Below are 24,387 nucleotides of genomic sequence, written 5' to 3'. Positions count from 1 at the left end.
AAATTATAGCTATTTCAAACTATGCAATGCCCAGCAAGGCAATGCCTTTAACTTGCGCAAAAATTTTCATCCCAATTTTTAAGTTCAAGTTTTGCCAAGAATAGCGCGATAGGCGACAAAGGATATGTGCGCCTTGGTCATCATCACCAAGACTGAGCGAAACCAAAATTTCATGATTATTAATTGACGTCTTTGACAAAATAACCGCATTAACAACATTAAGAATTGAGGTTTTTTGAGGGTTTTCAAGGCTAAGACTAACGTCATTGGCGGCAATACGGATGCGCATGTCTTGGCTTTGAGGTGCTTTTTCTAATGGTGCTAAAAAGCGTGCGCCCTTCACCGAAAACGCACATATGCCACTATCTTCGTCCCAATGATCAATCTGGGCATTGAAATTAACCGCAGCATTGCGTTGCTGAGCAAGGGGAAGGTTCATATCCGCTTGTAGATCTTGTAGTTTGCCTGCACCTAATAGTTTCCCTTGCTCCATTAAAATAAGTGTATCAGCAAGGCGTTCCACTTCATTAATATCATGGGTAATATAGAATATTGGTAGTTTTAATTGGTCGCGCAATCGCTCAATAAACGGCATAATCTCGGTGCGTGTTGCCATATCAAGGGCGGATAGTGGCTCATCCATCAACAATACTTGCGGCGATGATAGGAGTGCGCGCCCTATTGCAACGCGTTGACGTTCGCCGCCAGAAAGATTTTTGGGCGAACGGTCAATCAGATGCCCGATATTGAGCATATCGACTACTTCATCAAAATATTGCCTTGCACCAGTTAGCGACTTATCAAAGGCGTAGCATAGATTTTTGCGTACATTTAAGTGAGGGAAAAGGCTAGCTTCTTGAAAGACATAGCCAATTTTTCGCTTATAAATTGGCACAAATTGCTTGTCATCTTGCCATATATCATCGCCTATGCTTATTTTGCCATTTAAATGGTTAAGCCCAGCAATGGCGCGAAGAACGCTGGTTTTGCCGCAGCCAGATGGTCCAAAAAGTGCAGTAATACCGGTGATCGGTGCCTGAAAGGCGACATCAAGATCAAATGTGCCAAGCTTGCCATGAACGCAAACTTCTATGGTTTTTTGCTCTGTCTTCATTGGCTCGCCTTTTTCTTTTCAATAAGCATAATGGTTAAAATAACCAAAAAGGCAAAGGCAACCATAAGGCCAGCCAAAATATAAGCTTCATCAAATTGTTGGTTTTCATTTAAATGTACGATGGTGGTGGAAATTACCCGCGTTTGTTGAGTATTGCCGCCAATCATCGATACGACGCCATATTCACCCACCGTATGGGCAAACCCTAACACCGCACCGGTTAAAATTCCCGGTCTTGCAAGGGGTAGAGCAACGCCCCAAAATGCAGCCCATGGCGAACGGCGTAAAGTTGCGGCAACTTCCATAGGCCTATCGCCAATGGCGGCAAAGGCATTGCGTACAGGCTGAACAACAAAGGGTAGTGAATAGACGACTGAACCAATGACAAGGCCGGTAAAACTGAAAGCAAATGTGCGTAAACCAAAGAGCGGCGCAAACCATCCAATTGGGCCATTGGGACCAAGAGCCACCAACAGATAAAATCCTAATACCGTTGGCGGTAACACCAATGGCACTGAGACAATGGTGGCAATAACTTCTGTCCAAAGGCTTTTCGAGCGCGCTAACCACCATGCCAAGGGTATGCCCAATATAAGCAATATAAGGGTGGTTATAATGGCAAGGCGTAAGGTAAGACCGATCGCGGTTAATGTTTGTGCGGAGAGAAGCTCCATCCATCACCCAATGTTTTAAGCCTTTAGCAAATTATTTGCTTATTGCTAGAAAAGATTAATTTCTGTTTTCATGAATATGAAAGAGCGGACGTTCCTTTTAAAATATAGGAACGCCCGCACCATGATCACCAATTGGGATAACTAGTCGAGTTGATAGCCATATTTTTTGATGATTTCATGGGCTTCAGGACTTTTTAAAAATTCAATAAAGGCTTTCGCCGCTTCGTTTTTTTCGCCATTTTTTAATAAAACCGCATCTTGGCGAATTGGGTTATAATATTCTTGTGGTACAATCCATTGTGAACCGCCCTTTTCATTAATAACTTGTGAAAGAGCAACAAAGCCAGCTTCCGCATTGCCAGTTTTGGCAAATTGGAAAGTTTGTGAAATATTTTGTCCTTCAACCAATTTTGGCTTTAAGCTGTCATAAACGCCAAGCTTTTCCATCGCTTCAATAGCAGCTTTTCCGTAAGGGGCGGCCTTAGCATTGGCAAAAGCAATATGGTTGATAGAGGCATCTTTTAAGCTATCGGCATCTTTGATAAGGTCAGGCTTGCTGCTCCATAATACTAAGGTGCCAATGGCATAGGTGAAAACGCTATTTTCAACGCCATAGCCTTCTTTGACAGCAAGCGCTGGGCGGCTGTCATCAGCAGCAAGAAAAACGTCAAAAGGCGCGCCTTGGGTAATTTGGTTATAAAAATTGCCGGTAGCACCAAAAGCAAGCTCTGCTTCATGGCCTGTTTTTTCTTTAAACAAAGCCGAAATTTCAGTTGCGGGATCAGTGAAATTGGCAGCAACTGCCACCGATGTCTTTTCAGCATTGGCAAGGGCGGTTGAACCAAGAAGGAGGGCTGCAATAAGAGCTAATTTTAAACGCATATTAGAAAATCCTTTTAGGAGTTAGGAAAGATTGAATTTGTTTAATGGGTTGCGATAATCACGTGGCAAGGGTCAAAACCGACCGTCACATTCATACCATCTTGAAGGTTAAGCGCTCTTACTTCAGCCGTGCTTTTCGTAGCGACAATCGTTTTATCAGCGCCAAGATTAATGGTAATTTCAACAGCATCACCCTCGGTCAACATTTCACGAATGACGCCTTGCATTGAATTTAGGTGAGCAACGTCATCCTTGGCAGGATTGATCATCACAAAGGGGGCTTTAACCAAAGCTGCTACATGGCGACCAGTGACCAGCCCCAAGGTTTCAACACTTTTACGGGTTATTTGGGCGGTAATAAAAATATCAGGTGAAACGCGTACTCCAATATCTGCAAAGACTGAGCGCAAGTTAACGGTTTCAAGAACACCAGCAAAAATATTGCGCGCCGAGGTGCGCATCATAAAGCCTTGAATAAAGCTACTTGATGTTAGACCAATGGCATCAAGGTCTTTGGCAGAATCCTCAAGCATTTTGGCAAGGCCAGATTGTAGGCGATAAAAAGTTTCAATCAAAGCAATACCAGCTGGCGTTAATTTGGTGCCACCGCCACCCTTGCCACCACTGGTCTTTTCAAGTAGTGGTTTTTCAACCAAGTTTTGCATGGTATCAAGAGCATCCCAAGCGGCCTTATAGCTTAAATTTACCGCGCGTGCAGCTGCCGAAATAGAGCCTTCACGGCCAACGGCTTCTAATAATGCAATACGTGTTTGTCCAATGGGTGAAATATTTTTACTTGAAAAAGCAAGATCGGCTTGAATCGGCATGTCTATCCTCGTTATGATGCAATACTATATAACGAAAATAATAAACAGCAAGTTCTTTATCACATTTGCCTAACATCTGTTGTTTAAAACTATTCAAAATTAAGCTTAAAGGTCCTGACACTAAGCTATAGCATTATAAAAAAGTTAATCCTGCCGGCACAGCCAGCATAGCACCCGATGCAAATAACAGTAAAAATACCAGTCGCCTTATTGCCTCAGGCCCCAGAGGTGGAGGGAAGCGACGTGCTAGATAGCTGGTAATAATAACGAAGGGCAGGGCGATTAATGTCCACCAGATAATATTGCTATGCCATGATCCACTGATGACTACGGTGGTAAGGCGTAGAATGCCAGTGCAGGCAAAAAGTGCAAGTAGGGTATCGCGAATAATTTTGTAATCTATCGGCTGGCGGTAAAAATGGTGGACAATTGGTGGTGCCGCGGCTGAAAACAAGCCGCTTAATAAACCGCCTAATGCACCCGAAATGACAAAGCTATAATTGGGTGCAATTTGGCTGCCAGTTTTAGGTCTTTGTAAAAGTTGAAAGCTTGATAAAATAATAACGAGGCCAAGAATAAGCTGCAAAAGAGTTAAGGAGGTTGATGCCAACCAATCAAGTAAAAAAACACCAATGATGACAAAAGGAAATGCACCTGCCAAAGTTAAGGATAAATGCTTTATATCCACCATACGCCAAGCTTTTAATAAAATAACCGCCGCATTGGTTAGCGTTAAAATACTAACAATAATAGCAGTATCGGCAAGAGGAAGAAGGTGTGAAAGACCAATCAACCCCATTAAAACAAGACCAAAGGCAAAACCAGTAACCGTTTGCACATAGGTTGCTAGAATGATAAAACTCAAAAACATTAATATAGTGGTCATGATCAGCTCCCATTTGTTTTATGCGTCTTTGCAGCGTAAACGGCAAGGGGAGGGGATATCACTTTTTATCTATATAGCAGACATTCAAAAACTTTAAAAAGCAAAGCCTTTAGGTAGTGATCCCAATTACATGTTTTTGTTTGTTTCGATCATTTGGTTTTTTACGGACAAATCAAATGCTTTGTCTATATGTTTAAAATATCTACTGATAAAAAAGGAGCGCTTTTATAAAACGCTCCATATTTTATAAATCCATATTTTATAAATATTGAATTGTACGACTAATCAAAGCGAATGACGTAGCTTGTCCAGTCACCTCGCAAGGCAATTTGCTCATAAAGCTTTTTGCCATCTTCAGGAAGGCGAGGGGCATTGAGTACTAATTTTGCCCAACTGCGGTCTTCAGCCTTTTCACATAAAACATCAATCATTGCTTTGGCAACGCCTTTGCCTTGATGGGCATGGTGGACGTGAATATGGTCAACTTGGCCCGCCCTTAGGCCCGACACTGGCTCTGGTAAATCGTAAAAAATAGTAAAGCCGATAAGCTCAGTGCCTATCCATGCCCCCACCACTTCAGCGGAACGGTCCTGCAAAAGTTGCTCGGCATAAAAATCATCGGGGCGGCGCGGCGCACCACGCTTTAAGGCTTGAGCGTAGCTTGCAAGCAAAGGCGCAAGCACATGCGCGTCCTTAAGGTGCAAAAGAGAAATGTCGACATTGGAACCCATATCGGTCTGAACGGTCATTTTAGTCTCCTTTATGACTAAATGCAGTACTTTAAACTCGCATAGCCTTTTTATTTTTAAATCGCATTTTGATTTTTAGCAAAAATTACAATAAAAATTGAATGCTAGTTAAGAGAATATATTTGCAATATTTATCACTTATTAGCCTGTTTTATTTGCTCTTCTATGGGTGCAAATTGTCGCACAACACCCTCATAGACAGATTTTTTAAACGGTACAACAAGATCAAGCATATCTGCAAGATCAACCCATTGCCAACTATCAAATTCTGCCGTATTGCCAGCCGGCGGTGGGTTGATTGCAACATCGCTATCTGTGCCTTCAAAAGCAAAGGCAAACCATTTTTGTTTTTGGCCGCGATATTTACCCTTCCAAGTAATTCCAATGAGATGTTCAGGCAAATCATAATTAAGCCAATCATCAGCCTCTTTTAAAAGGCTAACTTTTTTAATGCCGGTTTCTTCCCATAATTCGCGCAAAGCTGCGTCATATGGATCTTCACCCTTATCAATACCACCTTGGGGAAATTGCCAAAAATTATGGGCGCCACTTAATTCGCTACCTTCAATCGGTAAGCGTCTGCCTGCCCAAACCTTGCCAAGTCTATTGAAAACAACAATGCCAACACAAGGGCGGTAGGGTAGATCCTTAGCATTTAAGGGAAGGTCTTTTTTTTCCTTTTTGCTCATCAGGCAAATTCCAATCATAGCTTAGCTGCAGATGTCTATTCATTGGTAATTTATAATAGCTTTTTGATGCTTGCCAATTACAAAGATTATAAAAATTTCAAATGCGGCACTATGCCCACAATAAATTTGTGGCGATTATTTAAAAGTGGCATATCCAATTTTAAAAAATTCTTTAATAGATGCAAAAATAAAATTTATGGCTAAGAAATCAAACCTTGCCATTTTTTAGTTATAATATTTAATAATAAAGTATAAATAGGTTTCAGAACTATATTGAACTTAGAATAATATATAGGGGGATAGATGAGAAAAATAGCCTATTTGATGAGTATAATTGGTTCGTTATTTTTTCTCATTGTCTTTTTAGCTTCCTTTACTATGCCTTTTTTAATTGAGAACTGGGGCAAGGTACTTATTGTTGGTGAAGTGCAATCACGCGTTGAAAAAACGGTGAAGCGTGCTTTTGATAGTAAAGTTGGCAATTATGTCGCCCGCAGGACTAATTTAAATGAAGCCCGCATTGCAGCCATTGATAAGCTATTAAAAACGACACTTCCCACCAAAGTCAAAGAAATTTCTGCCCGCATGCGCGATCCAGATTGCACATGCCGGGCTATTTTTAATGCACTAAAAACAAAGAGCCTTATTACCGAGCGTTTTAATTTACAAAACATCAATGAAAAACTTACCAATCTTATTGAAGTCAAATATGCAGAAGTGACCTCAGGATTAATTAAAGAAACACGTATTTTTAGTAGTGCGAATTTACTGGTATTTCTAGCTCTTGGTCTTATTACGTGGTTGCGACCACGAGCAAATATCCACCTTGTTTTGCCGATGATTATTTTGCTTGGCTCTGCTTTATTGGTTGGCTATTTTTATCTCTTTCAGCAGGACTGGATGCATACAATCATTTTTAATGATTTTGTTGGTTTTGCGTATTACGCCTATCTATCTATAGCGATATTCTGGCTTATCGATATTTTATGCTGGCATGGTTTTATAACACGCATTGTACTTGAGTTTATAAGTTCTTTATTCAGTCTCGCTGTATCGATTCTTCCTTGCTAATAGAATATGCGTCTTGGTTTTTAGCCTAAGTAATCTTCAGAATTATGGCGATAAAACATAAGCTTATTTGGGCGGCTTTAAACCTAGCTGTTTTTTGTGTGAAGGTGTTGGAAAAAAATTGGACTAATGGTAAAAGAGCTATAAATATGCAAAATATGAGGGTATTTAGCGCAATTAATAATTGGCTAATATATGCTTTTAGTTTAATACCGCCCCACGCTAGTAATATTGTTTTACAGACCAAGATTGAGGTTTCATCATTTTTCGATTCATTGCCAATATTTGCGCCCGCTTTTCGCTGATTATGGCGGCTGCAATGCTGTTGCCGGCTCTTGCCGACATTCGGCAAGGCAATGATGATTGGCAGGTTTTTATCTATGCTAGCCTCTTAACCTTTATGGTCGCCACTTTGGTATTAGTATCAACCCATGGGGCAACCGCACGATTTTCAACACGGCTTGGCTTTTTATTAACCGCAAGCCTATGGGTGACCGCTTGTTTTTTAGGTTCATTACCAATTTTCTTTTCCCATTTGCCGATAAGTTTTGCCCAAGCCATTTTTGAATCCGTATCAGGGGTAACAACAACAGGCGCAACGGTGCTTGTCGATCTTGATGATAAACCGGCTGGGATTTTGCTTTGGCGCTCACTCTTATGTTGGATTGGTGGTATCGGCTTTATCGGTCTTGCGCTTTTGCTGCTGCCCTCGCTACGCGTTGGAGGTGTCCAGCTTTTTCATATGGAGTCATCGGATCGATCAGAAAAGATTTTGCCGCGGGTTAATCAAATCGCCAATGCAATTATCATTGCCTATTTGTCGCTAACTGTTTTATGCACGCTTTGCTATTTTGCTGCCGGCATGAATATGTTTGATGCGCTTAACCATTCGATGACAACCGTTGCAACAGCAGGCTTTTCAACCCATGATGATTCACTAGGGTTTTATGCCGATCAGCCGATGATTATTGTTATTGCTACAATTTTTATGCTAGCATCGGCTATGCCCTTTGTGTTTTATGTCAAAATGGTTATCGGGCATAGCAAACAACGTTTTTATGATCCGCAGGTTAAGCTGTTTTTGTCAATCGTCGCAATTGCCAGTTTTATATTGGCTTTATCTTTAAGTATCACCCGTCAAGAGTCATTTTTTGAAGCATTTTTAACGGCGCTTTTCCACTTTGTGTCAGTCATAACTACCACGGGCTACGCAACTGAAGACTATGCAAATTGGGGGCCTTTAGCGCTTGGTATATTCTTTCTAGCCTCGCTCATTGGTGGTTGCTCTGGTTCAACCTCTGGCGGCATCAAGATTAACCGGATCATTATTTTGTGGCGCTTGACTTCTGCCAATCTTGCCCGTTTATTGTCGCCAAATGTTGTGGTTAAAGTGCGCTATGGTGGTTCAGAAGTTTCTGGCGATATTGCCCAAACCGTATTATTGTTTTTATGCCTTTATATGACAACACTTATTATTGGTGCTATGTTATTGGTCATTACCGGCTTAGATTTTGTTTCTGCAATCAGCGGTGCGCTTACGGCTTTATCAAATGTTGGCCCAGGTTTTGGCGATAAAATTGGCCCTGTTGGAAATTTTTCTACAATTGAAGATAATAGTTTATGGATCTTGTCATTTTTAATGTTGGCTGGCCGCCTTGAAATTGTAACTATTTTTATTCTATTTATCCCGGCTTTCTGGCAAAGATAGGATCATAGTTTAAAATAGCTCGATTAAAAGGGCTTGTTGTGCTACTTAAAATTGTCAAATTGGCGCTTCCAAGAAATGGTGTGCAAATCTTTAATAAAAGCTGATATAGGTTTTGATCACATTCGCCGTGGTTAGCACTATCTTGCGTGTTGTTGCCTGCGATAATAAGTAAAAAGCTTTCCATGCTGTCAATGTCTATTGTTGCCGCCCAAACACTGCTTATCCAGTTTTCACTATTAAATTCATTTTGCAATAGCTGTAAAAGTTCAAACGAAAAATCGCCTTGCTCAAGCGGTGTCATAGCGACATAGGTTTGCTTATCGCTTATTGTATCATCTTGATGACTTTCGTACTTTTTTGCATCATGAAATAATTCATTGGCAATTATGAGATTATCACATGCTGGATTAAGAATAAGTGCAGTTTCATCTTTTTGAAAATCTTTCATTAGCAAACACAATTCTTCAAAATTAAATGGCTTAATGCAATATTTTTGGCGCGTTAATTGCTCATGTTGCTGCCATTTTTGGAAATATTGAGGATTGCTAAAGCCGAGTAAATAACCAACTCCATTATCGTGGTATTCAATCAGCAGTTTGTGATCTGTTTGCGCTTTTTGTTCGTGTTGTGGAGTTTCAGCAAGATAAATAATCTGTTTTGATAGGGCATGAAAAAATGCTTGTTGATTGGCTAAGCTTTTATCTTTTTTTAGTTTTTCAATGAATTTTCGCATCAAAACAATCCCTTTTACCAATTTTACTTGTTGTAGTGCTTTAATGTGCGCGTATGAAAATTGGCGCAAATTGCTCAACCAGTGATTTAAATGGCTCATGCTCTGCTTGTACCGCAGTGGTCTTTTCATCTTCGCCAATATAAGCTGCGCAAATATTCAGTATTTTAGGAAAAATATCATCATGATTACCAGAGCAGTCGATAATAAGTGTAAAATATTGCTGCTGCTCCATGACCATAATCACCGCCCAAACGGCATGAATTTCTATTGTTTTTTTAAAAAAATCATTCAATTCATTGACTAAATTTTCTGACAGATCTGAGATTTCAAGGGTTTGGAGAGTAACCTTTGTTCCCTCATTGTGTGACATCTGCAACTGGGCTTCGACCGAAACCATTTTAAAAAACTCATGTTGAACCAAGAAGTCTTCGCATTTTGGATTGATAAGGATACCATATGGCTCGGATGGCGTTTCCATGATAAGGTCGCATAAATTTGCAAATGCAATCAAATTGGGTTGTGATTTAGATGAGTTACTATGAGCATCATTATTATGTTGCTGTTGCCAAGTATTGAAGCGATCCATATCGGTGAAAATAAGATAATATAATTTTTCATTTCTCGCGGTAAGGGCAATGCCAAATTTATTGTCACTGCTATGCTCGTCTTCAGCATGATCAAATATCACCCTATCGTTTTTGTCCATCGCACTTAATTTGGTTGTCACTAGGATGAAACGCGATTCCTTCATAAGGTTTTGAAATCTGATGCGATTTTCTGCGCTTTCTTCATTTCTTAACGTAGTGATAGCTGCGATAAGTCCCGGATTTGCGAGAAGCGGCAATTGGTCATTTGTGGTGGGTAGACTGGCATCTTCTTCGGTTGAAAATTGCCGATCAGTGATTTTTTTTTGCAATTTATCGCTAAAAAAATTTCTAATTTTGCTGAACATAATTATTGTACCCCCACTTATTTTTAAAAAGCTTAAAAATTTAAATTATAATAGGTTATTGCTATTTGATGGTAATATTATTTTATAGCTTCGCATTTTTAAACATAAGGTGTTAACTTGTCAAAGACAGCTAATTATCGGCATATTTTTAACGTGCAATTCAAATTATAATCTGGCATGTTGCATCAAAAATTATGTCATAAAAGGATAACTTGCACCATGCAAGGCAAGCAAAATACATCGGATATTCAATCAGATAAACAGCAAGGGCGGGTAAGAGATGCTCCGTCCAGTCATTGGGTTTACCGCTTGTTGCCACGTGGATTTTGGCCCTATGCACAATTGGCGCGCTGGGATAGGCCTATTGGCTGGAAGCTTTTAATGTGGCCTTGTTGGTGGTCTGCGGCACTGGTAAGTGTTGCTGGTAGTCATCATGGCGCGCAATTTATGAATGTTATGCCATCGCTTTGGCATTTATTCTTGTTCTTTATTGGCGCTGTTGCCATGCGCGGCGCAGGCTGCACTTATAATGATCTTGTTGACCATAATATTGATAGTGCGGTAGAGCGCACACGTTCACGCCCACTACCATCACGGCAAGTTAGCCGGATTCAAGCCAAATTATTTTTATTGCTGCAATGTATCATTGGGTTACTGGTGCTTTTACAATTTAACGCCTTTACCATTAATTTGGGGCTTGGGTCGATTATCGTTGTAGCTATCTATCCTTTTATGAAAAGAATAACCGACTGGCCACAATTTGTGCTTGGGCTTGCTTTTAATTGGGGCGCTTTAATGGGCTGGGCAGCAGCTAGAGGCTCGCTCGATTGGCCGCCAATTTTGCTCTATATCGGCTCTGTCATGTGGACAATAGGCTATGATACGATTTATGCTCATCAAGATAAGGAAGATGATGCGCTGGTTGGTGTGCGCTCAACCGCAAGGCTTTTTGGTGACAAGACTAAACTCGCTTTGACCTTGCTTTATAGTGGCATGCTTATTTTCACACTTGCGGCATTTCTTCTTGCCCATATACCCTCACTTGCTTTTGTGGGCTTATTGCTTGCTTTCATTCATATGATTTATCAAATAAGGGTGCTTGATATAGATGATCATCAACAATGCTTAAAATTGTTTTTATCCAATTCATTTTTAGGATTTTTAATTTTTGCAGGTTTGATCTTAGGTGGTGTCTGGGTGTCTCTTTAAATATTGCTGTTTTCAATGCCCATGGGGAATTTTTTCTGTTTTTCTAATAATAAAATTCTAATTTTTATCAAATAATAAGATTATTATTTTAATATATCTTAAGTTGTGATATTTTTTGCTCTTGTTGATTTCACTGGGAGATGATCAAACAGGTATAAATTCATTATGCTTGTCGTTTTAATTTCTCACCTGTTTTCCATTCCTCATAAGGCATGTCATCAGGTTTTAACATTTAAAAAAAATTCAGTTTAATTTTAGCGAAAAATCATTTTAGCGCTCTATATGTTAAAACAGATAGAAAAACCAAGCATTCCTATTCAAATTGATTTTGCTTTGTTGTGAACCACTCCAATGAGCAAAATAATAAAGGTATTTAAAATGTCGCCCGCGCTCTTTATAAATCTTGTCGTCTTTATCGCGTTGCTTTTTGCACTTCATCAGTTGAAAAAAACTAATTGGAGCCTAGCTCTTAAAGTTTTTGTCGGCCTCGTGTTAGGTGTCATTTTTGGTGGCATATTGCAGTTATTTTATGGAGCGGGAAGCGATGTTTTAAAGCAGTCCATTGCTTGGTTTAACATTGTCGGTAATGGTTATGTTGGCTTGTTGCAAATGGTCATTATGCCCTTGGTGCTCGTGTCCATTTTGTCAGCAGTTGCCAAATTACATAATGCATCTTCTCTTGGCAAAATTAGTTTTTACACCATTGGCATATTGCTCGGTACAACTTTGATATCAGCTTTAGTTGGTGTATTGATGGTCAAGATCTTTGGTCTTTCAGCGCAAGGTCTCGTGCAAGGAGCTGCCGAAACTGCACGTTTAAGTTATATCGAAAGTAACCATGCTGCAAAGCTTAGCTCCATGAGTATTCAAGATATCATTGTGTCTTTTGTGCCGAATAATCCATTTGCTGATCTTACCAATTCCCGTGCAACATCAATTATTGCTGTGGTTATTTTTGCAGCTTTCTTAGGTGCTGCCGCAATCCAATTATTACGCGATAATCCTGAAAAAGGTAAAGGGCTCCTTTCGGCAATTGATACCGCACAATTATGGGTTATGAAACTGGTTCGCATTGTCATTCGCCTTACACCTTATGGTGTTTTTGCTTTAATGACTAAGGTCGTTGCCCAATCTGATATTGCAGCTATCATAAATCTTGGCACATTTATTATAGCATCTTATATTGGTCTTGCTATCATGTTTGCGGTGCATGGTGGATTATTAGCCTTATCGGGGATTAATCCTATGCGTTTTTTTAAAAAGGTTTTACCCGTTTTAACGTTTGCTTTTACCAGTCGTTCAAGTGCTGCTTCTATTCCACTTAATATTGAAGCGCAGACCGAGCGCCTTGGCGTATCGCAATCTATAGCAAGTTTTTCTGCTTCCTTTGGTGCAACAATCGGTCAAAATGGCTGTGCTGGTTTATATCCTGCTATGCTCGCTGCAATGGTTGCGCCAACCGTCGGCATTAATCCCTTTGACCCAATGTGGTTCATGACGTTAGTTGCCATTGTAACCGTTAGTTCGCTAGGCGTTGCCGGCGTTGGCGGCGGCGCAACCTTTGCGGCATTGATTGTTTTGCCGATTATGGGCTTGCCAGTCACTCTTGTTGCTTTGCTTATCTCTATCGAGCCGCTGATTGATATGGGACGCACAGCCCTAAATGTGAATGGTTCGATGACAGCAGGTATGATTACCAGTCAAGTCATGCATGAAACGGATAAATCTATTTTTGATAAAGATGATGATGCAAGTTTGACGCAAGGTTAATGATTAAATGCGAGGGTCATATCCTCGCATTTTTATTGGCTTTTTATATTTTCAAAAAATTAACGCCTCGATATTATATTGGCGTTAATTATTGTTTGCAGAGCAATTTTAATTGATGTAAGCAACATAAAATAGGGCATGCGGATGTTATAAATTGCATGTTTCAAAACGAAAGTATCAGCATGGCAAGAAAATATTTTGGCACAGACGGAATGCGTGGTAAAGCCAATAGCTTCCCGATGACACCTGAAATTGCGATGAAAATCGGTATGGCAGTGGGTATTTTATTTCGCCGTTCGGGTTATAAAAACCGTGTCGTTATTGGTAAGGATACAAGGCTTTCGGGTTATATGCTTGAAAATGCCTTGGTTGCTGGTTTTACCTCCGCTGGCGTTGATGTATTTTTATTAGGACCAATTCCAACCCCTGCTGTTGCTATGCTTTGTCGTTCAATGCGCGCCGATATTGGGGTGATGATTTCTGCCTCCCATAATCATTATGCTGATAATGGTATTAAGCTTTTTACGCGTGATGGTTTTAAACTTTCTGATGAGCGGGAAGAAAAAATTGAAGAGCTTATCCAAAGCGACATGACACCATTTTTGGCCGGCCCACGCGAAATTGGCCGTGCAAAACGTGTTGAAGGTGATATTTATCGCTATATTGAATATGCAAAACGCACAATGCCGCGCGATGTGCGCCTTGAGGGTCTACGAATTGTTGTGGATTGCGCTAATGGTGCCGCTTATAAAGCCGCCCCGCTTGCGCTTTGGGAGCTAGGCGCTGAGGTTGTCACCATTCATGATGAGCCGGATGGTTTTAACATTAATGAAGATTGCGGTTCAACCCATCCGATTTCTTTGATTAAAAAAGTACATGAAGTGCGTGCAGATGCAGGTATTGCGCTTGATGGTGACGGCGATCGGGTATTGATGGTGGATGAAAATGGTCAGGTCATTGATGGTGATCAGCTTATGGCCGTTATTGCTGAAAGCTGGTATAATAATGGTGATTTACGAGGTGGCGGCGTTGTCGCGACCGTAATGTCCAACCTTGGCTTAGAACGGTTTTTAGGGGATAAAGGCTTAACTCTTGCCCGCACTAAGGTTGGTGACCGCTATGTGGTTGAACATATGCGCAATCATGGTTTTAATGTTGGTGGCGAGCAATCAGGCCATATAGTCTTGTCTGATTATGGTACTACCGGTGATGGTCTTGTTAGTGCTTTACAGGTGCTTGGCTGTTTACAAGGTGCCAACAAACCAATGAGCAAGCTTTGCCATAAATTTGAGCCTGTGCCGCAATTGCTAAAAAATATTCGCATTAGTGGTGGTAAACCGCTTGAAAGCGAAAATGTGCAAGCCGCTATTCGTGATGGTAATGAAAAACTTGGCAAAAATGGTCGCCTCGTAATCCGTCCATCAGGGACAGAGCCGCTTATTCGCGTTATGGCGGAAGGTGATAATCTTAGCCTTGTTGAGCAGGTAGTTGATATGATTATCGACGCTATTTCTGCCGAGCGTGCAGCCGCTTAAATCTGTTCTTCAATTGAAAGCCATTAACGTATTTTTAGGTGCGGGTAGTGGCTTTATTGTTTTATGCTATCATTATAAGCAAGTGTTAGCGCATAATTAACTTGGTCCTTTAAAATCGTATCGTTTTCACAATGATTTTTTATTATCGTGTGTAATTGGTCAATATTGCGGTTTTGAAGATTAAAAGAACTAATAATATGGATAAGTTTAAATATTTCAAAATCTTTGTTTTGGCTTTGCGAAAATAAAGCCCGTTGCGCAATGGTTAACTGATAAATTAACATTAGAAGATATTTTTCATCTAAACCGCACATTTGGAGTCCTTTAAAAGGGAAAAAATGGTATTATTTTTCCAAGAAAATATTGTCTTTACCGAAAATGAATTGGTATTAAACATTGCTTATGATGATATCATAAAATTTGTTGATGCATTTTATGCGGTCAAGATGGAATGGGAAGATTATATAATCTTAAAAACAAAGACCGATAAAGCAAAAATTAGTTTAAATAAATCGTCGAAACTTAACAAGATCATTGTAAAAAATGGCTGTATTTTCAGTTATTTGTCAGAAAATAATATTGAATATATTATTGCTAACCTAATGCAATTTTACCATTTTAAAACAATGCCAGTCAATCATATACATCTTTATGGCATGATCGAAAATATTGATGGGTATCAAATTAAATTCCCAAAGTCTTTTGATTTTACCGTTTTTTTTGCTAAGTTCGATGTTGGTTAAATATCGTTGCATCCTGTTAATGGGTAAATTGAAAAAACGTTTCTATACATCAGGGGGCGGTTTAATATGAAGCTCGTGAGCTGGCGGTACAGCTTGACGTTCTATCATGCGATGCACTTTTGGTCGTTCACCATTTTTATTCAGTGTGCTTAATACTTCAATTATTTCAACATCGGATTTAATACGGCGTTGATTATGGCGCAAATAGTCAACCCAGGTTGGCATATGATAGGATTCTGTCCATAATTCTGGGTTTTCTAAATCGCGCATTAATGTCCAATGGCGTGCACCATCGCGCAGGCGAATGCGTCTACGTTCTTCCATTGCGCTCAAAAATGCTTCTTCATTTTCTTCACTAATATTATAATCGATCATAATCATAATTGGCCCACTACGGGCTTTTAAATCAAGTCGTAATTCAGGCTCGCGAAATAGGTTAGAAGGTGCAAGGTCAATATCGCCAATTTCATGAATGGCAAACCGAAAACCAGCGATTGCACCGAGCAGAAGAAATAGGCCGCAAGTGATAAGAGCAATCGTTGTGCCATAATGATCGGCAATATTGCCCCAAAGCCAACTGCCAACCGCCATGCCACCAAATGAAGCAGTTTGGTAAAGCGCTAATGCGCGTGCAACCACCCAACGCGGAGTTGAAAGCTGCACCGATATATTGAAAAGCGAAAGCGCAAGAACCCAACACATGCCGGCCGGCAAAAGAACTATGTGGCTAATAATCAGTGATGTACTTAAACTTAAGCAAATGCAGGAAAACGCAAAACCAATAAAGGCAAACTTAACAATGCTTTCACTACGAAAATGCGCTCTTATGCGCGAATTGAATATTCCAGCAATAATTGCGCCAATACCGAAGAAACCAAGCATACTACCATAGGAAAGCGCGTTGCCGTTTAGCATGTTTTTGGCTATAATTGGCAAAAGTGCTAAAATAGAAATCGCGCCGATGCCAAACATGAAAGAGCGCACCATAATATTAATGAGGTGCGGCGACATTAAAACATAACGCAAGCCATCAGACATTGCACCAACCAAACGCTCACGCGGTAAAGCTGGCTTTTGGTAAACTGGTTTCCAAAAAAACAACGCGCCAATTAGTGGAATATAGCTAAAGGCATTAAAAATAAATGCAGCAGCACCTCCCCATGCAGCAACAATTAAACCACCAATTGCAGGCCCAACCGAGCGCATCAGGTTAAAGCCTACACTGTTTAACGTAACGGCTGCCGGGATATCATTGCGCGGTACAATATCACCAACTGTTGCCTGCCATGGCGGATTGTAAAGTGCACCGCCACAGCCAATTAAAAAGGTGAAGCCGATTAACATCCATGGTGTGATCCAGTCCATAAAGGTTAAAAATGCGAGTAGAATTGATACTAGCATCATTAAGCTCTGGGCCGTTATCATGATTTGGCGACGATTAAAATTATCGGCTAATGCCCCAGCCATTAGCGAAAAAATCATGATGGGTAGGGTGGTCGCACTTTGAACAAGCCCCACCATAGAATGCGAATTGGTAATTGATACCATAAGCCAACCAGCACCAACGGTTTGCACCAAGCCTCCAAGGTTGGAAACAAGTGTTGCTGACCATAAATTGCGAAAGGCAATGGTTTTAAATGGTGCAAGAGCTGATCCGCGTGGTAACATATTTCCCTCGTTTTTATCTCATAGTAGGGGAAATCGTTTAATAAGCAAATTCATTTTTTTGTTAGATGTTTTTCAAGAAAATTTGAATTGGTAGATTATAGGAAGATCTATATTATAAAATAGTTATGAAATTTTTTTATAATTTATTCCTATTGAAAATGCATAGATCAACCTTATATCTAATGGCTAACTTTGGTTCATATCCTTGTGAACAATAAAAATAGTCCATTGTTTTAATTGAAAAATTGAACAAAATAGTCATCTGCAATAATCTGTTCTTAATTTGTTGTTATGATAATTTCTCAAGGACATGGGATGCAATTGTTAAAAAATGCAAATCACTGTTTCGTTAGAATTTTTTTTATCTTTGTTCGTTTTTTCGCCTAAATTGGTCGTTTAACTGAAAATATATGATCGTTTTTAAAAAGATCATGCCAAAGGCTTGCCATGTCGGGAGCTGTAACAACGGAGGGTGCAATTTTGGCCCAGTCAACTACTTCATTGCCTACTATTACTGCCGGTGACGGTGGTTTAAGCCGTTATCTGCAAGAAATTCGGCGCTTTCCTATGCTTGAGCCTAAGGAAGAATATATGCTGGCCAAGCGTTATGCCGAGCATGGAGATCCAAAGGCGGCCCATAAATTAGTAACAAGTCACTTGCGCTTGGTGGCCAAGATTGCCATGGGCTATCGCGGCTATGGATTGCCCATTGGTGAAGTTATTTCTGAAGGCAATGTTGGGCTTATGCAAGCAGTCAAGCGCTTTGAGCCAGAGCGCGGTTTTCGTCTTGCCACTTACGCTATGTGGTGGGTAAAAGCCTCTATCCAAGAATATGTCTTGCGCTCGTGGAGCCTCGTTAAAATGGGGACAACCGCCAATCAAAAGCGGTTATTCTTTAACTTGCGCAAAATGAAAAGCAAAATCCAAGCGCTTGATGATGGCGATTTAAAGCCTGATCAAGTTAAGGAGATTGCAACGCGTCTTAATGTTTCTGAAGAAGAGGTTGTATCCATGAATCAGCGCCTTTCAGGCGATGCTTCTTTAAATGCGCCTATTCGCGCCAGTGAAGGCGAGGGCGGCGAGTGGCAAGATTGGCTCGTTGATGATTCAACATCGCAAGAACAAACTTTGATCGATCAGGACGAGCTTGAAAATCGCCGTACAATGCTTGAAAATGCCATGGCTGGCCTTAATGATCGTGAAAAGCGTATTTTTAGTGCGCGCCGCTTGGCAGAAGATCCTATGACTTTGGAAGAGTTATCAGCTGAGTTTAACATTAGCCGTGAGCGTGTACGACAGATTGAAGTGCGTGCTTTCGAAAAGGTACAAGAGGCGGTTAAGGCTGCGGCTGTGTCGCAAGAAGAAGCGGTCGAACATAACCATAAAACGATTTCAGCTCATTAATATAAACATCATAATTAGGGACATTGCTTGACAATGAAAAATGTCCCTAATTCATTTGCAATTTATTGACTAAAAACCCTTTCATTGCATGATGGAGGTTTTTTTGAATAACTGCTGAAAAATCATTTGATAAATATCAAGGATTTTTTATATTAGAGTATTAATAACATTCTAATTACTGCAAAAAATTGCAGTCGACTGCAATTTTTTGCAGTCTGGTGTTTTTCTTTTTGTTTTCTTATGGTTAGGTGTGTTTTTAGCTGTTTTTAGCAAAAATGGACTGCAATTTTTTGCAGTTATTAGTACCTGCTAATAATTGAATGTATGGCGGCTAAAATTTAATTTATTGTTTATTTTCAATTGCTTGTCATTTTATTTTTGTTATTGCTCCGAGTTGGCATGAAACTTGCTTAGTATTTACTGTGGGCAAGGGTTTTCATTTCTCCTTTGAACTTTCTTTGCTCACAGGACTGTTGGCTATCATCATTTTAAGCTCTTGTTCAAGGGATTTAAGTGCCGTCAGTTTTTAAAATGTAAGTTTGTTTGTTTATATAAAAGGATAAAGAAATGCCAACACCAGCCTATATTAAAATCGAAGGTACAACACAGGGCCCAATCACTCAAGGTGCAGCCTCTGAAGATTCAATCGGCAATATCTGGCAAGAAGGCCATGAAGACGAAATCCTCGTTCAGGCCATTGATCATGTTGTCACCATTCCTCGTGATCCACAGTCGGGCCAGCCTTCCGGTCAACGCGTTCATAAGCCTTTCAAGTTCACAGCAGCTTTGAGCAAAGCAACACCTTTGCTTTACAATGCGCTCACTTCTGGCGAAATGCTCAGCACCTGTGAAGTAAAGTGGTATCGTACCAATACATCCGGTAAGCAAGAGCATTTCTTTACCACCAAGCTTACTGATGCGATCATTGTTGATATTGATTGCAACATGCCGCATTGCCAAGATGCCAAGAATGCAGACTTTACCCAATTGGTCACTGTATCACTAAGCTATCGTAAGATTGAATGGGAACATGCAGTTGCTGGCACATCAGGTGCTGATGATTGGCGTGCGCCTAAGGCTTAAACTTTAAAGTGTAAGATTGAGGTCTTATCAGGGGTTTAAAGACAAGTCCTCAATCTTAACTTTTGCCCCCCATGCATTTTATCAGAACGGTGCATGGGGGTATATTATCATCGGTATGCTTCACGGGGTTAGAGCACTACCGATGTGATTTAGGCCTTTTTACGGGAAAAATCATGGCCTTGTTTTAATAAATAGGCACATGAAAAAAAAGACAAGCATTAGCTTCGTTTTTTATCTCATACCAAGAATGATAGAGGCCTTTATCGGCCTTATTCGATATTTGTTTAATTGTCCTGCTTTCAATTTATCATCTGGAGAAGACCCATGAGCGCTATGCCAATATTGCCAAAACAATTTCAAGATCAGGATATTGCCTTTAGCTATTGGATGAAGGAAGCGCCTAATGACACCTTTGTCGTCACCGCCTTTGCGGTCGATGAAGCGATCTTTGGTATGACCAAGATTGAAGTCATGTTGTCAAGCAGTGATGATAATATTGATCTGCAAGCCTTGCTTGATAGTCCAGGCACTTTAACCGTCCATCATAAATATATGGAAACTTTGCGTCATTTCTCTGGCGTTGTGGTAGAGGCTGAGCGTGGTGACCGAGGTCATCACCGTACTGCCTATCGCCTTATGCTTATGCCAAGTCTTTATCGTTTGGATCATGGTTCTGATTGCCGTGTGTTCCAGACCAAAAAAGTTGGCGATATTGTTAAGGAACTCTTCTCAGAGCATGGTATTGAAAATGTCACTTGGGATATTGATGAAGGTAGTCACGATGCGCGTGAATATTGCGTGCAATATCGTGAAAGCCATCTTGGCTTTGTTGAGCGTATTTTGGCCGAAGAAGGTATTTTCTATTACTTTGAGCATGACAAGGAAGGGCTGTTAAAGCTTATTATCTCCGACAAGCCCAATGTCTTGCATGATTGCCCAGGCTTAAAAGAGATTGAATATAATTCTCTCGCATCAGGATCAGTTAAGGGATTGTTTTGCTCATCGCTTTCTTATCGTGAGAAATTGCGCGCCACAACGGTTGTGCAGCGCGATTACACCTTCAAGAACCCAGTCTACAATCAAGAGCATAAAGAACGCACCGCTAATCCTAATGGTGAAAAGCATGATTATGAGCTTTATGATTATCCAGGTCGTTATAAGAAGGATAGTGCCGGTAAAGCCTTCACCCGTTATAAGCTAGAAGCAACGCGTGTAGACGCCTCACTCGGCTATGGTGTTTCTAATGCACCGCATTTGCTAACTGGCCATGGCATTACCTTGTTTGAGCATCCAGATGATCGTTTAAACCAAAAATGGCGGCTGCTCACCATTCGTCATGAAGGCGTGCAGCCGCAAGCATGGGGTGAGGATGCACAAGGGGTGGGTATGGCAGACACGGGCATTGTTGCTCCGGGTCTGCATGGCACAACGCTATCAGGCCTTAGCTTTGGCACAACATCATCGCATAGCCCTAACTTGCTTACTCAGAGCTTAAACCGCCGCATGGGGCTAGCCATTCAAGGCAACAACAACGGTGCTGACAATGCCACCGTCTATGCCAATGCCTTTGCCGTGCAGCCTTCGCACTTGCCCTACCGCGCCCCGCAGACCAACAAGCCGCTCATTGATGGGCCGCAGATCGCCACAGTGGTTGGGCCAGAGGGTGAAGAAATCCACACCGACCAATATGGCCGCGTTAAGGTTCACTTCCCATGGGACCGCCACAAAGACCCAAAGGCAGAAGATTCATCTTGCTGGATAAGGGTGAGCCAGATTTGGGGCGGTGGTAAATATGGTGGTATGGCGCTACCACGCATTGGTCATGAAGTAATCGTGGACTTTCTTGAAGGTGATCCGGATCAACCCATTATCATCGGGCGAACCTATCATGAAACTAATAAGCCTGCTTATGATTTGCCTGAAGATAAGACCAAAATGGTTATTCGTTCAGATACCCATAAAAATGAAAAAGGTAAGATTGGATTTAACGAGCTTTCATTCGAAGATGACAGAGGACGAGAGGAATTTTACATCCATGCTGAACGTGATATGAATACAAAGATTAAACACAACAAGACAATGAGGATAGATAATAATAAGGTGGAATCCGTGGGGGGCAATAGTATTTTACAAGTAGATGCCAATCACGATCAATATGTTATTGGTTCTATGGGAATTACAATTGGACCAACTGGTTCACATAAACCGATTAGTCAATTTGATAAAAATAATAAAAGAGGGATTGATTATCTAGGTGATGAATTGAATGTAAATTCACTATCAGGCACGAATAGAGGTGAGTTTAGTATAAGAGTAGCATCAAATAAAAATGAATATATTGGTGGTTCAGATTCTTCTTATGTAGAAAAACATAAAGAAATATATTCTGGTGAACAACTAAAGCTACGTTCTGATAAGGATATAAGTATATCCTCAGCAGGAGCTACATCTATAAATTCAGATAAAACGTTAAACCTACACAGCTCTAAGACAATCAATATATCTTGTGGTGAATCTATGATTACTCTCAATGCAAATGGAACAATAGCCATGAAATGTAAAAAATTTATTTTAGCAGCCGATGATAGCTTAATTGCAGATGCAGCAAATTCAATTTCTTTAACTGCTGCAAAAATAAAGTTAAACTGAGGAATTAAAATGGCTAAGTTGTTCACGATAAGGAAAAGATTACTTAATGCTAATACTGGTGAGCCATTGTTAAAAACGCCTTATTTCATTAAAATATCTGATGGAACTTCTCATTTTGGTCATACAGATGAAAAGGGCTTAACTGCACCTATATTAAGAGAAAATGAAGTTCAAGTTGAGATTTTCATATGTGACGATGCAATGAGAATGAATGAGGAGTAGAAGATGGCACAAGATGTTAATATGGAAGTTATTTCATTTAAAACTTTATGGGATAATTACCCTTCTGAAAGCAAGCCTTGTCCAGGAGATTTTAGCAATCAATGCGCTATTCGCGTATCTCATGCGCTTTTAGACTCAGGAGTTGATTTCAGTAGTTGCCCTGCAGTGAAATGTTATGGGCCGGCACATAATTATCTTGGTAAACATGTGCTCAGAGCAGAAGAGTTGGCAGTTTGGTTAAATACAATGCCGGTTAAAGGAATGAAAGAAAGAGTAAAATTAAATCCAGAAAATTTTCACAACGAAATTGACGGGAAAACAGGTATAATATTTTTTAAAGATTATTATACTGTAGGTAATCAGCAATGGGAAAATAGATCAGGTGATCATATTGATTTATGGAATAAAAATAAGACCACTGGTTATTTGTTTCGTTGGTCGCGTGCTATGTGGGAGACGTTAGCTCCCGATGTATCAGCATGGAGTAAATGTAGGGAGGTTTGGTTTTGGGAATTAAAATAGCATTAACAAATTGCATCATTTCAATTATATATTTTATTATTAGTTATTATTATCTAAATAATTTAATATATTATTTAGAAGGAGAAGGAGGGTTTGAATATTCTAGAGATAATTTTTTTATAAATCCCTTTATTTTAATTTTTATATTAATGATTTTTATTATAACTATTTATTTATTGATTTTTAAAAAAAATATTTTTGATTATTATTTTAAATTTATATTACTTATAATTAAGTATTCGCTTATTTATATTATAACAATTGGAATTTTAGTATATTTCTTTCGTTTTTTCATAAACAAAGATCTAATTCCGTTGTCCGATAAGATATATCCATGGGTCGTTGTGGGAATTATTTTTTTAATTACATGTTTATTTGCAAAGAATACAATAAAAATAATTGAAAATGGTAACTTGTTGGGGGAATGATAATATGACATCAGCTGTTCGAAAAGGTGATATAGGCTCAGGTCATAGCTGCCATTATCCACCAACTAACGCAACAAGTGGTAGTCCTGATGTGTTTATAAATGATATTCCAGCCGTTCGCGTTGGGGATAGTTATGCAGCGCATGGCTGTCCAACATGTCCTGCGCCAGATCATCCTAGAAAGCAAGCAGAAGGTTCGCCAACGATATTTATAAACGGTCGTCCTGCAGCGCGTATTGGTGATGCTATTGACTGCGGTGGAGTTTCGCAAACGGGGTCCCTGGATGTATTTTTTGATGATAGCGATGCATGAGATTAATAACTTATAATGCAACAATGGGACATTGATGATATTAATCCGCTCATTGATTTGGGTGGTGCTTTTTCGGCTATTGATATCTGGTATGAAATTCGTGCCAATGCGCAATTTTGGGTAAAAAATCGTCAAAAATCACAAGATTGGCAAGAGCAGATAGCCGTATCATTACGCATGGCAGAAAAATTGCAAAAATTTCCTGTCCAAAATTGGATTTCACTTAATCATGCTATTGGTTGGACAAAAGAGGCAACAACTGCTTTAACATGGTGTGATAAAGCAGCATTGAATGATGTTTTTATAATATGGAACAAATTAGATTTTAGAGTTACATCTCAGCCAAATCACGAATTTGCAGCTTTATTAATAAATCCAATAGTTTTGCCCGAAAATTGCTTATCTAAAATAATTGAATGTGGTGAGCATAATATTGGTTCAGTCTGCTTGTTACTTGCTGCACGACCAGAATTGCCAGAAAATGATTTGCCAATAGATTTACAAAACCGCTTACCCCATGAAGTGATCAATATGCTAAAAGAACGCGGATACTAGGGGC

General features: G+C 39.9%; 24 protein-coding genes. 13 read left to right on the top strand and 11 right to left on the bottom strand.

Annotated elements, in window-relative coordinates:
- Positions 1-19 precede the first annotated feature (19 nt).
- The 7 genes from modC to H3299_RS11505 form a co-directional block, all read right to left on the bottom strand.
- Positions 20-1,114 (bottom strand): molybdenum ABC transporter ATP-binding protein, encoded by a 1,095-nt coding sequence (gene modC, locus H3299_RS11535; RefSeq protein WP_182417809.1) that lies wholly within the window; start codon positions 1,112-1,114, stop codon positions 20-22.
- The gene (modB, locus tag H3299_RS11530; RefSeq protein ID WP_182417808.1) at positions 1,111-1,788 is read right to left on the bottom strand and encodes a molybdate ABC transporter permease subunit; all 678 of its coding nucleotides are present in this window, start codon (positions 1,786-1,788) and stop codon (positions 1,111-1,113) included. Before modB ends, modC begins: the two co-directional genes overlap by 4 nt.
- Before the next feature lie 141 nt (positions 1,789-1,929).
- The gene (gene modA, locus H3299_RS11525) at positions 1,930-2,670 is read right to left on the bottom strand and encodes a molybdate ABC transporter substrate-binding protein (protein WP_182417807.1); all 741 of its coding nucleotides are present in this window, start codon (positions 2,668-2,670) and stop codon (positions 1,930-1,932) included.
- Between the two features lie 41 nt (positions 2,671-2,711).
- Positions 2,712-3,497, bottom strand: a complete 786-nt coding sequence (locus tag H3299_RS11520; RefSeq protein WP_182417806.1) for a TOBE domain-containing protein — start codon at positions 3,495-3,497, stop codon at positions 2,712-2,714.
- Positions 3,498-3,630: 133 nt separating this feature from the next.
- The gene (locus tag H3299_RS11515) at positions 3,631-4,383 is read right to left on the bottom strand and encodes a TSUP family transporter (RefSeq protein ID WP_182417805.1); all 753 of its coding nucleotides are present in this window, start codon (positions 4,381-4,383) and stop codon (positions 3,631-3,633) included.
- A 281-nt stretch (positions 4,384-4,664) separates the two neighbouring features.
- Positions 4,665-5,114 (bottom strand): GNAT family N-acetyltransferase, encoded by a 450-nt coding sequence (locus H3299_RS11510; protein WP_182419751.1) that lies wholly within the window; start codon positions 5,112-5,114, stop codon positions 4,665-4,667.
- Between the two features lie 152 nt (positions 5,115-5,266).
- Positions 5,267-5,821: an RNA pyrophosphohydrolase gene (locus H3299_RS11505; RefSeq protein ID WP_182417804.1), complete on the bottom strand. Its 555-nt coding sequence runs from the start codon at positions 5,819-5,821 to the stop codon at positions 5,267-5,269.
- A gap of 303 nt (positions 5,822-6,124) precedes the next feature.
- On the opposite strand from H3299_RS11505, the gene H3299_RS11500 reads away from it, so the two are divergent.
- The gene (locus tag H3299_RS11500; protein WP_182417803.1) at positions 6,125-6,892 is read left to right on the top strand and encodes a hypothetical protein; all 768 of its coding nucleotides are present in this window, start codon (positions 6,125-6,127) and stop codon (positions 6,890-6,892) included.
- A gap of 304 nt (positions 6,893-7,196) precedes the next feature.
- On the top strand, positions 7,197-8,597 hold the full coding sequence (locus H3299_RS11495; protein ID WP_182417802.1) for a TrkH family potassium uptake protein: 1,401 nt from the start codon (positions 7,197-7,199) through the stop codon (positions 8,595-8,597).
- On the opposite strand, the gene H3299_RS11490 is transcribed toward H3299_RS11495, so the two are convergent.
- Together H3299_RS11490 and H3299_RS11485 are read right to left on the bottom strand one after the other, a co-directional pair.
- Positions 8,572-9,330 carry a hypothetical protein gene (locus tag H3299_RS11490; RefSeq protein ID WP_182417801.1) on the bottom strand — a complete coding sequence of 253 codons (759 nt, stop codon included), beginning with the start codon at positions 9,328-9,330 and terminating at the stop codon, positions 8,572-8,574. The genes H3299_RS11495 and H3299_RS11490 overlap by 26 nt on opposite strands.
- Positions 9,331-9,370: 40 nt before the next feature.
- Positions 9,371-10,282, bottom strand: coding sequence for an enhanced serine sensitivity protein SseB C-terminal domain-containing protein (locus H3299_RS11485; RefSeq protein WP_182417800.1), 912 nt, complete (start codon positions 10,280-10,282; stop codon positions 9,371-9,373).
- A 219-nt stretch (positions 10,283-10,501) separates the two neighbouring features.
- Between H3299_RS11485 and ubiA the strand changes: the two genes are divergently transcribed.
- From ubiA to glmM, 3 genes are all read left to right on the top strand, one after another.
- The gene (gene ubiA / locus H3299_RS11480) at positions 10,502-11,491 is read left to right on the top strand and encodes a 4-hydroxybenzoate octaprenyltransferase (protein WP_182417799.1); all 990 of its coding nucleotides are present in this window, start codon (positions 10,502-10,504) and stop codon (positions 11,489-11,491) included.
- Positions 11,492-11,869: 378 nt separating this feature from the next.
- Positions 11,870-13,261, top strand: coding sequence for an L-cystine transporter (locus H3299_RS11475; protein ID WP_182417798.1), 1,392 nt, complete (start codon positions 11,870-11,872; stop codon positions 13,259-13,261).
- A gap of 182 nt (positions 13,262-13,443) precedes the next feature.
- Positions 13,444-14,796 carry a phosphoglucosamine mutase gene (glmM, locus tag H3299_RS11470; protein WP_182417797.1) on the top strand — a complete coding sequence of 451 codons (1,353 nt, stop codon included), beginning with the start codon at positions 13,444-13,446 and terminating at the stop codon, positions 14,794-14,796.
- Between the two features lie 53 nt (positions 14,797-14,849).
- On the opposite strand, the gene H3299_RS11465 is transcribed toward glmM, so the two are convergent.
- Complete coding sequence (locus tag H3299_RS11465; protein ID WP_182417796.1) at positions 14,850-15,110, bottom strand: hypothetical protein; 261 nt, start codon at positions 15,108-15,110, stop codon at positions 14,850-14,852.
- A gap of 24 nt (positions 15,111-15,134) precedes the next feature.
- On the opposite strand from H3299_RS11465, the gene H3299_RS11460 reads away from it, so the two are divergent.
- A complete protein-coding gene (locus H3299_RS11460; RefSeq protein ID WP_182417795.1) occupies positions 15,135-15,539 on the top strand; it encodes a hypothetical protein in 405 nt (134 codons plus the stop codon).
- Between the two features lie 42 nt (positions 15,540-15,581).
- Here H3299_RS11460 and H3299_RS11455 read toward each other — a convergent pair whose 3' ends face one another.
- Positions 15,582-17,207, bottom strand: coding sequence for an MFS transporter (locus tag H3299_RS11455; protein WP_182417794.1), 1,626 nt, complete (start codon positions 17,205-17,207; stop codon positions 15,582-15,584).
- A 447-nt stretch (positions 17,208-17,654) separates the two neighbouring features.
- Here H3299_RS11455 and rpoH point away from each other — a divergent pair, with 447 nt between their 5' ends.
- From rpoH to H3299_RS11420, 7 genes are all read left to right on the top strand, one after another.
- The gene (gene rpoH / locus H3299_RS11450) at positions 17,655-18,611 is read left to right on the top strand and encodes an RNA polymerase sigma factor RpoH (RefSeq protein ID WP_182417793.1); all 957 of its coding nucleotides are present in this window, start codon (positions 17,655-17,657) and stop codon (positions 18,609-18,611) included.
- A gap of 567 nt (positions 18,612-19,178) precedes the next feature.
- A complete protein-coding gene (locus H3299_RS11445; protein WP_182417792.1) occupies positions 19,179-19,694 on the top strand; it encodes an Hcp family type VI secretion system effector in 516 nt (171 codons plus the stop codon).
- A gap of 324 nt (positions 19,695-20,018) precedes the next feature.
- Positions 20,019-22,343: a type VI secretion system tip protein TssI/VgrG gene (gene tssI / locus H3299_RS11440; protein ID WP_182417791.1), complete on the top strand. Its 2,325-nt coding sequence runs from the start codon at positions 20,019-20,021 to the stop codon at positions 22,341-22,343.
- A 9-nt stretch (positions 22,344-22,352) separates the two neighbouring features.
- Positions 22,353-22,565 carry a hypothetical protein gene (locus H3299_RS11435; protein ID WP_182417790.1) on the top strand — a complete coding sequence of 71 codons (213 nt, stop codon included), beginning with the start codon at positions 22,353-22,355 and terminating at the stop codon, positions 22,563-22,565.
- Positions 22,566-22,568: 3 nt separating this feature from the next.
- Complete coding sequence (locus H3299_RS11430) at positions 22,569-23,087, top strand: type VI secretion system amidase effector protein Tae4 (RefSeq protein ID WP_182417789.1); 519 nt, start codon at positions 22,569-22,571, stop codon at positions 23,085-23,087.
- A gap of 432 nt (positions 23,088-23,519) precedes the next feature.
- A complete protein-coding gene (locus tag H3299_RS11425) occupies positions 23,520-23,828 on the top strand; it encodes a PAAR domain-containing protein (protein WP_182417788.1) in 309 nt (102 codons plus the stop codon).
- Positions 23,829-23,843: 15 nt separating this feature from the next.
- On the top strand, positions 23,844-24,383 hold the full coding sequence (locus tag H3299_RS11420; RefSeq protein WP_182417787.1) for a hypothetical protein: 540 nt from the start codon (positions 23,844-23,846) through the stop codon (positions 24,381-24,383).
- Positions 24,384-24,387 lie beyond the last annotated feature (4 nt).

The sequence above is a fragment of the Bartonella sp. HY038 genome, assembly GCF_014117425.1.
Lineage (GTDB): Bacteria > Pseudomonadota > Alphaproteobacteria > Rhizobiales > Rhizobiaceae > HY038.
Note: the sequence above shows the minus strand (reverse complement) of the source record. Positions and strands in the feature narration are given on the sequence as shown.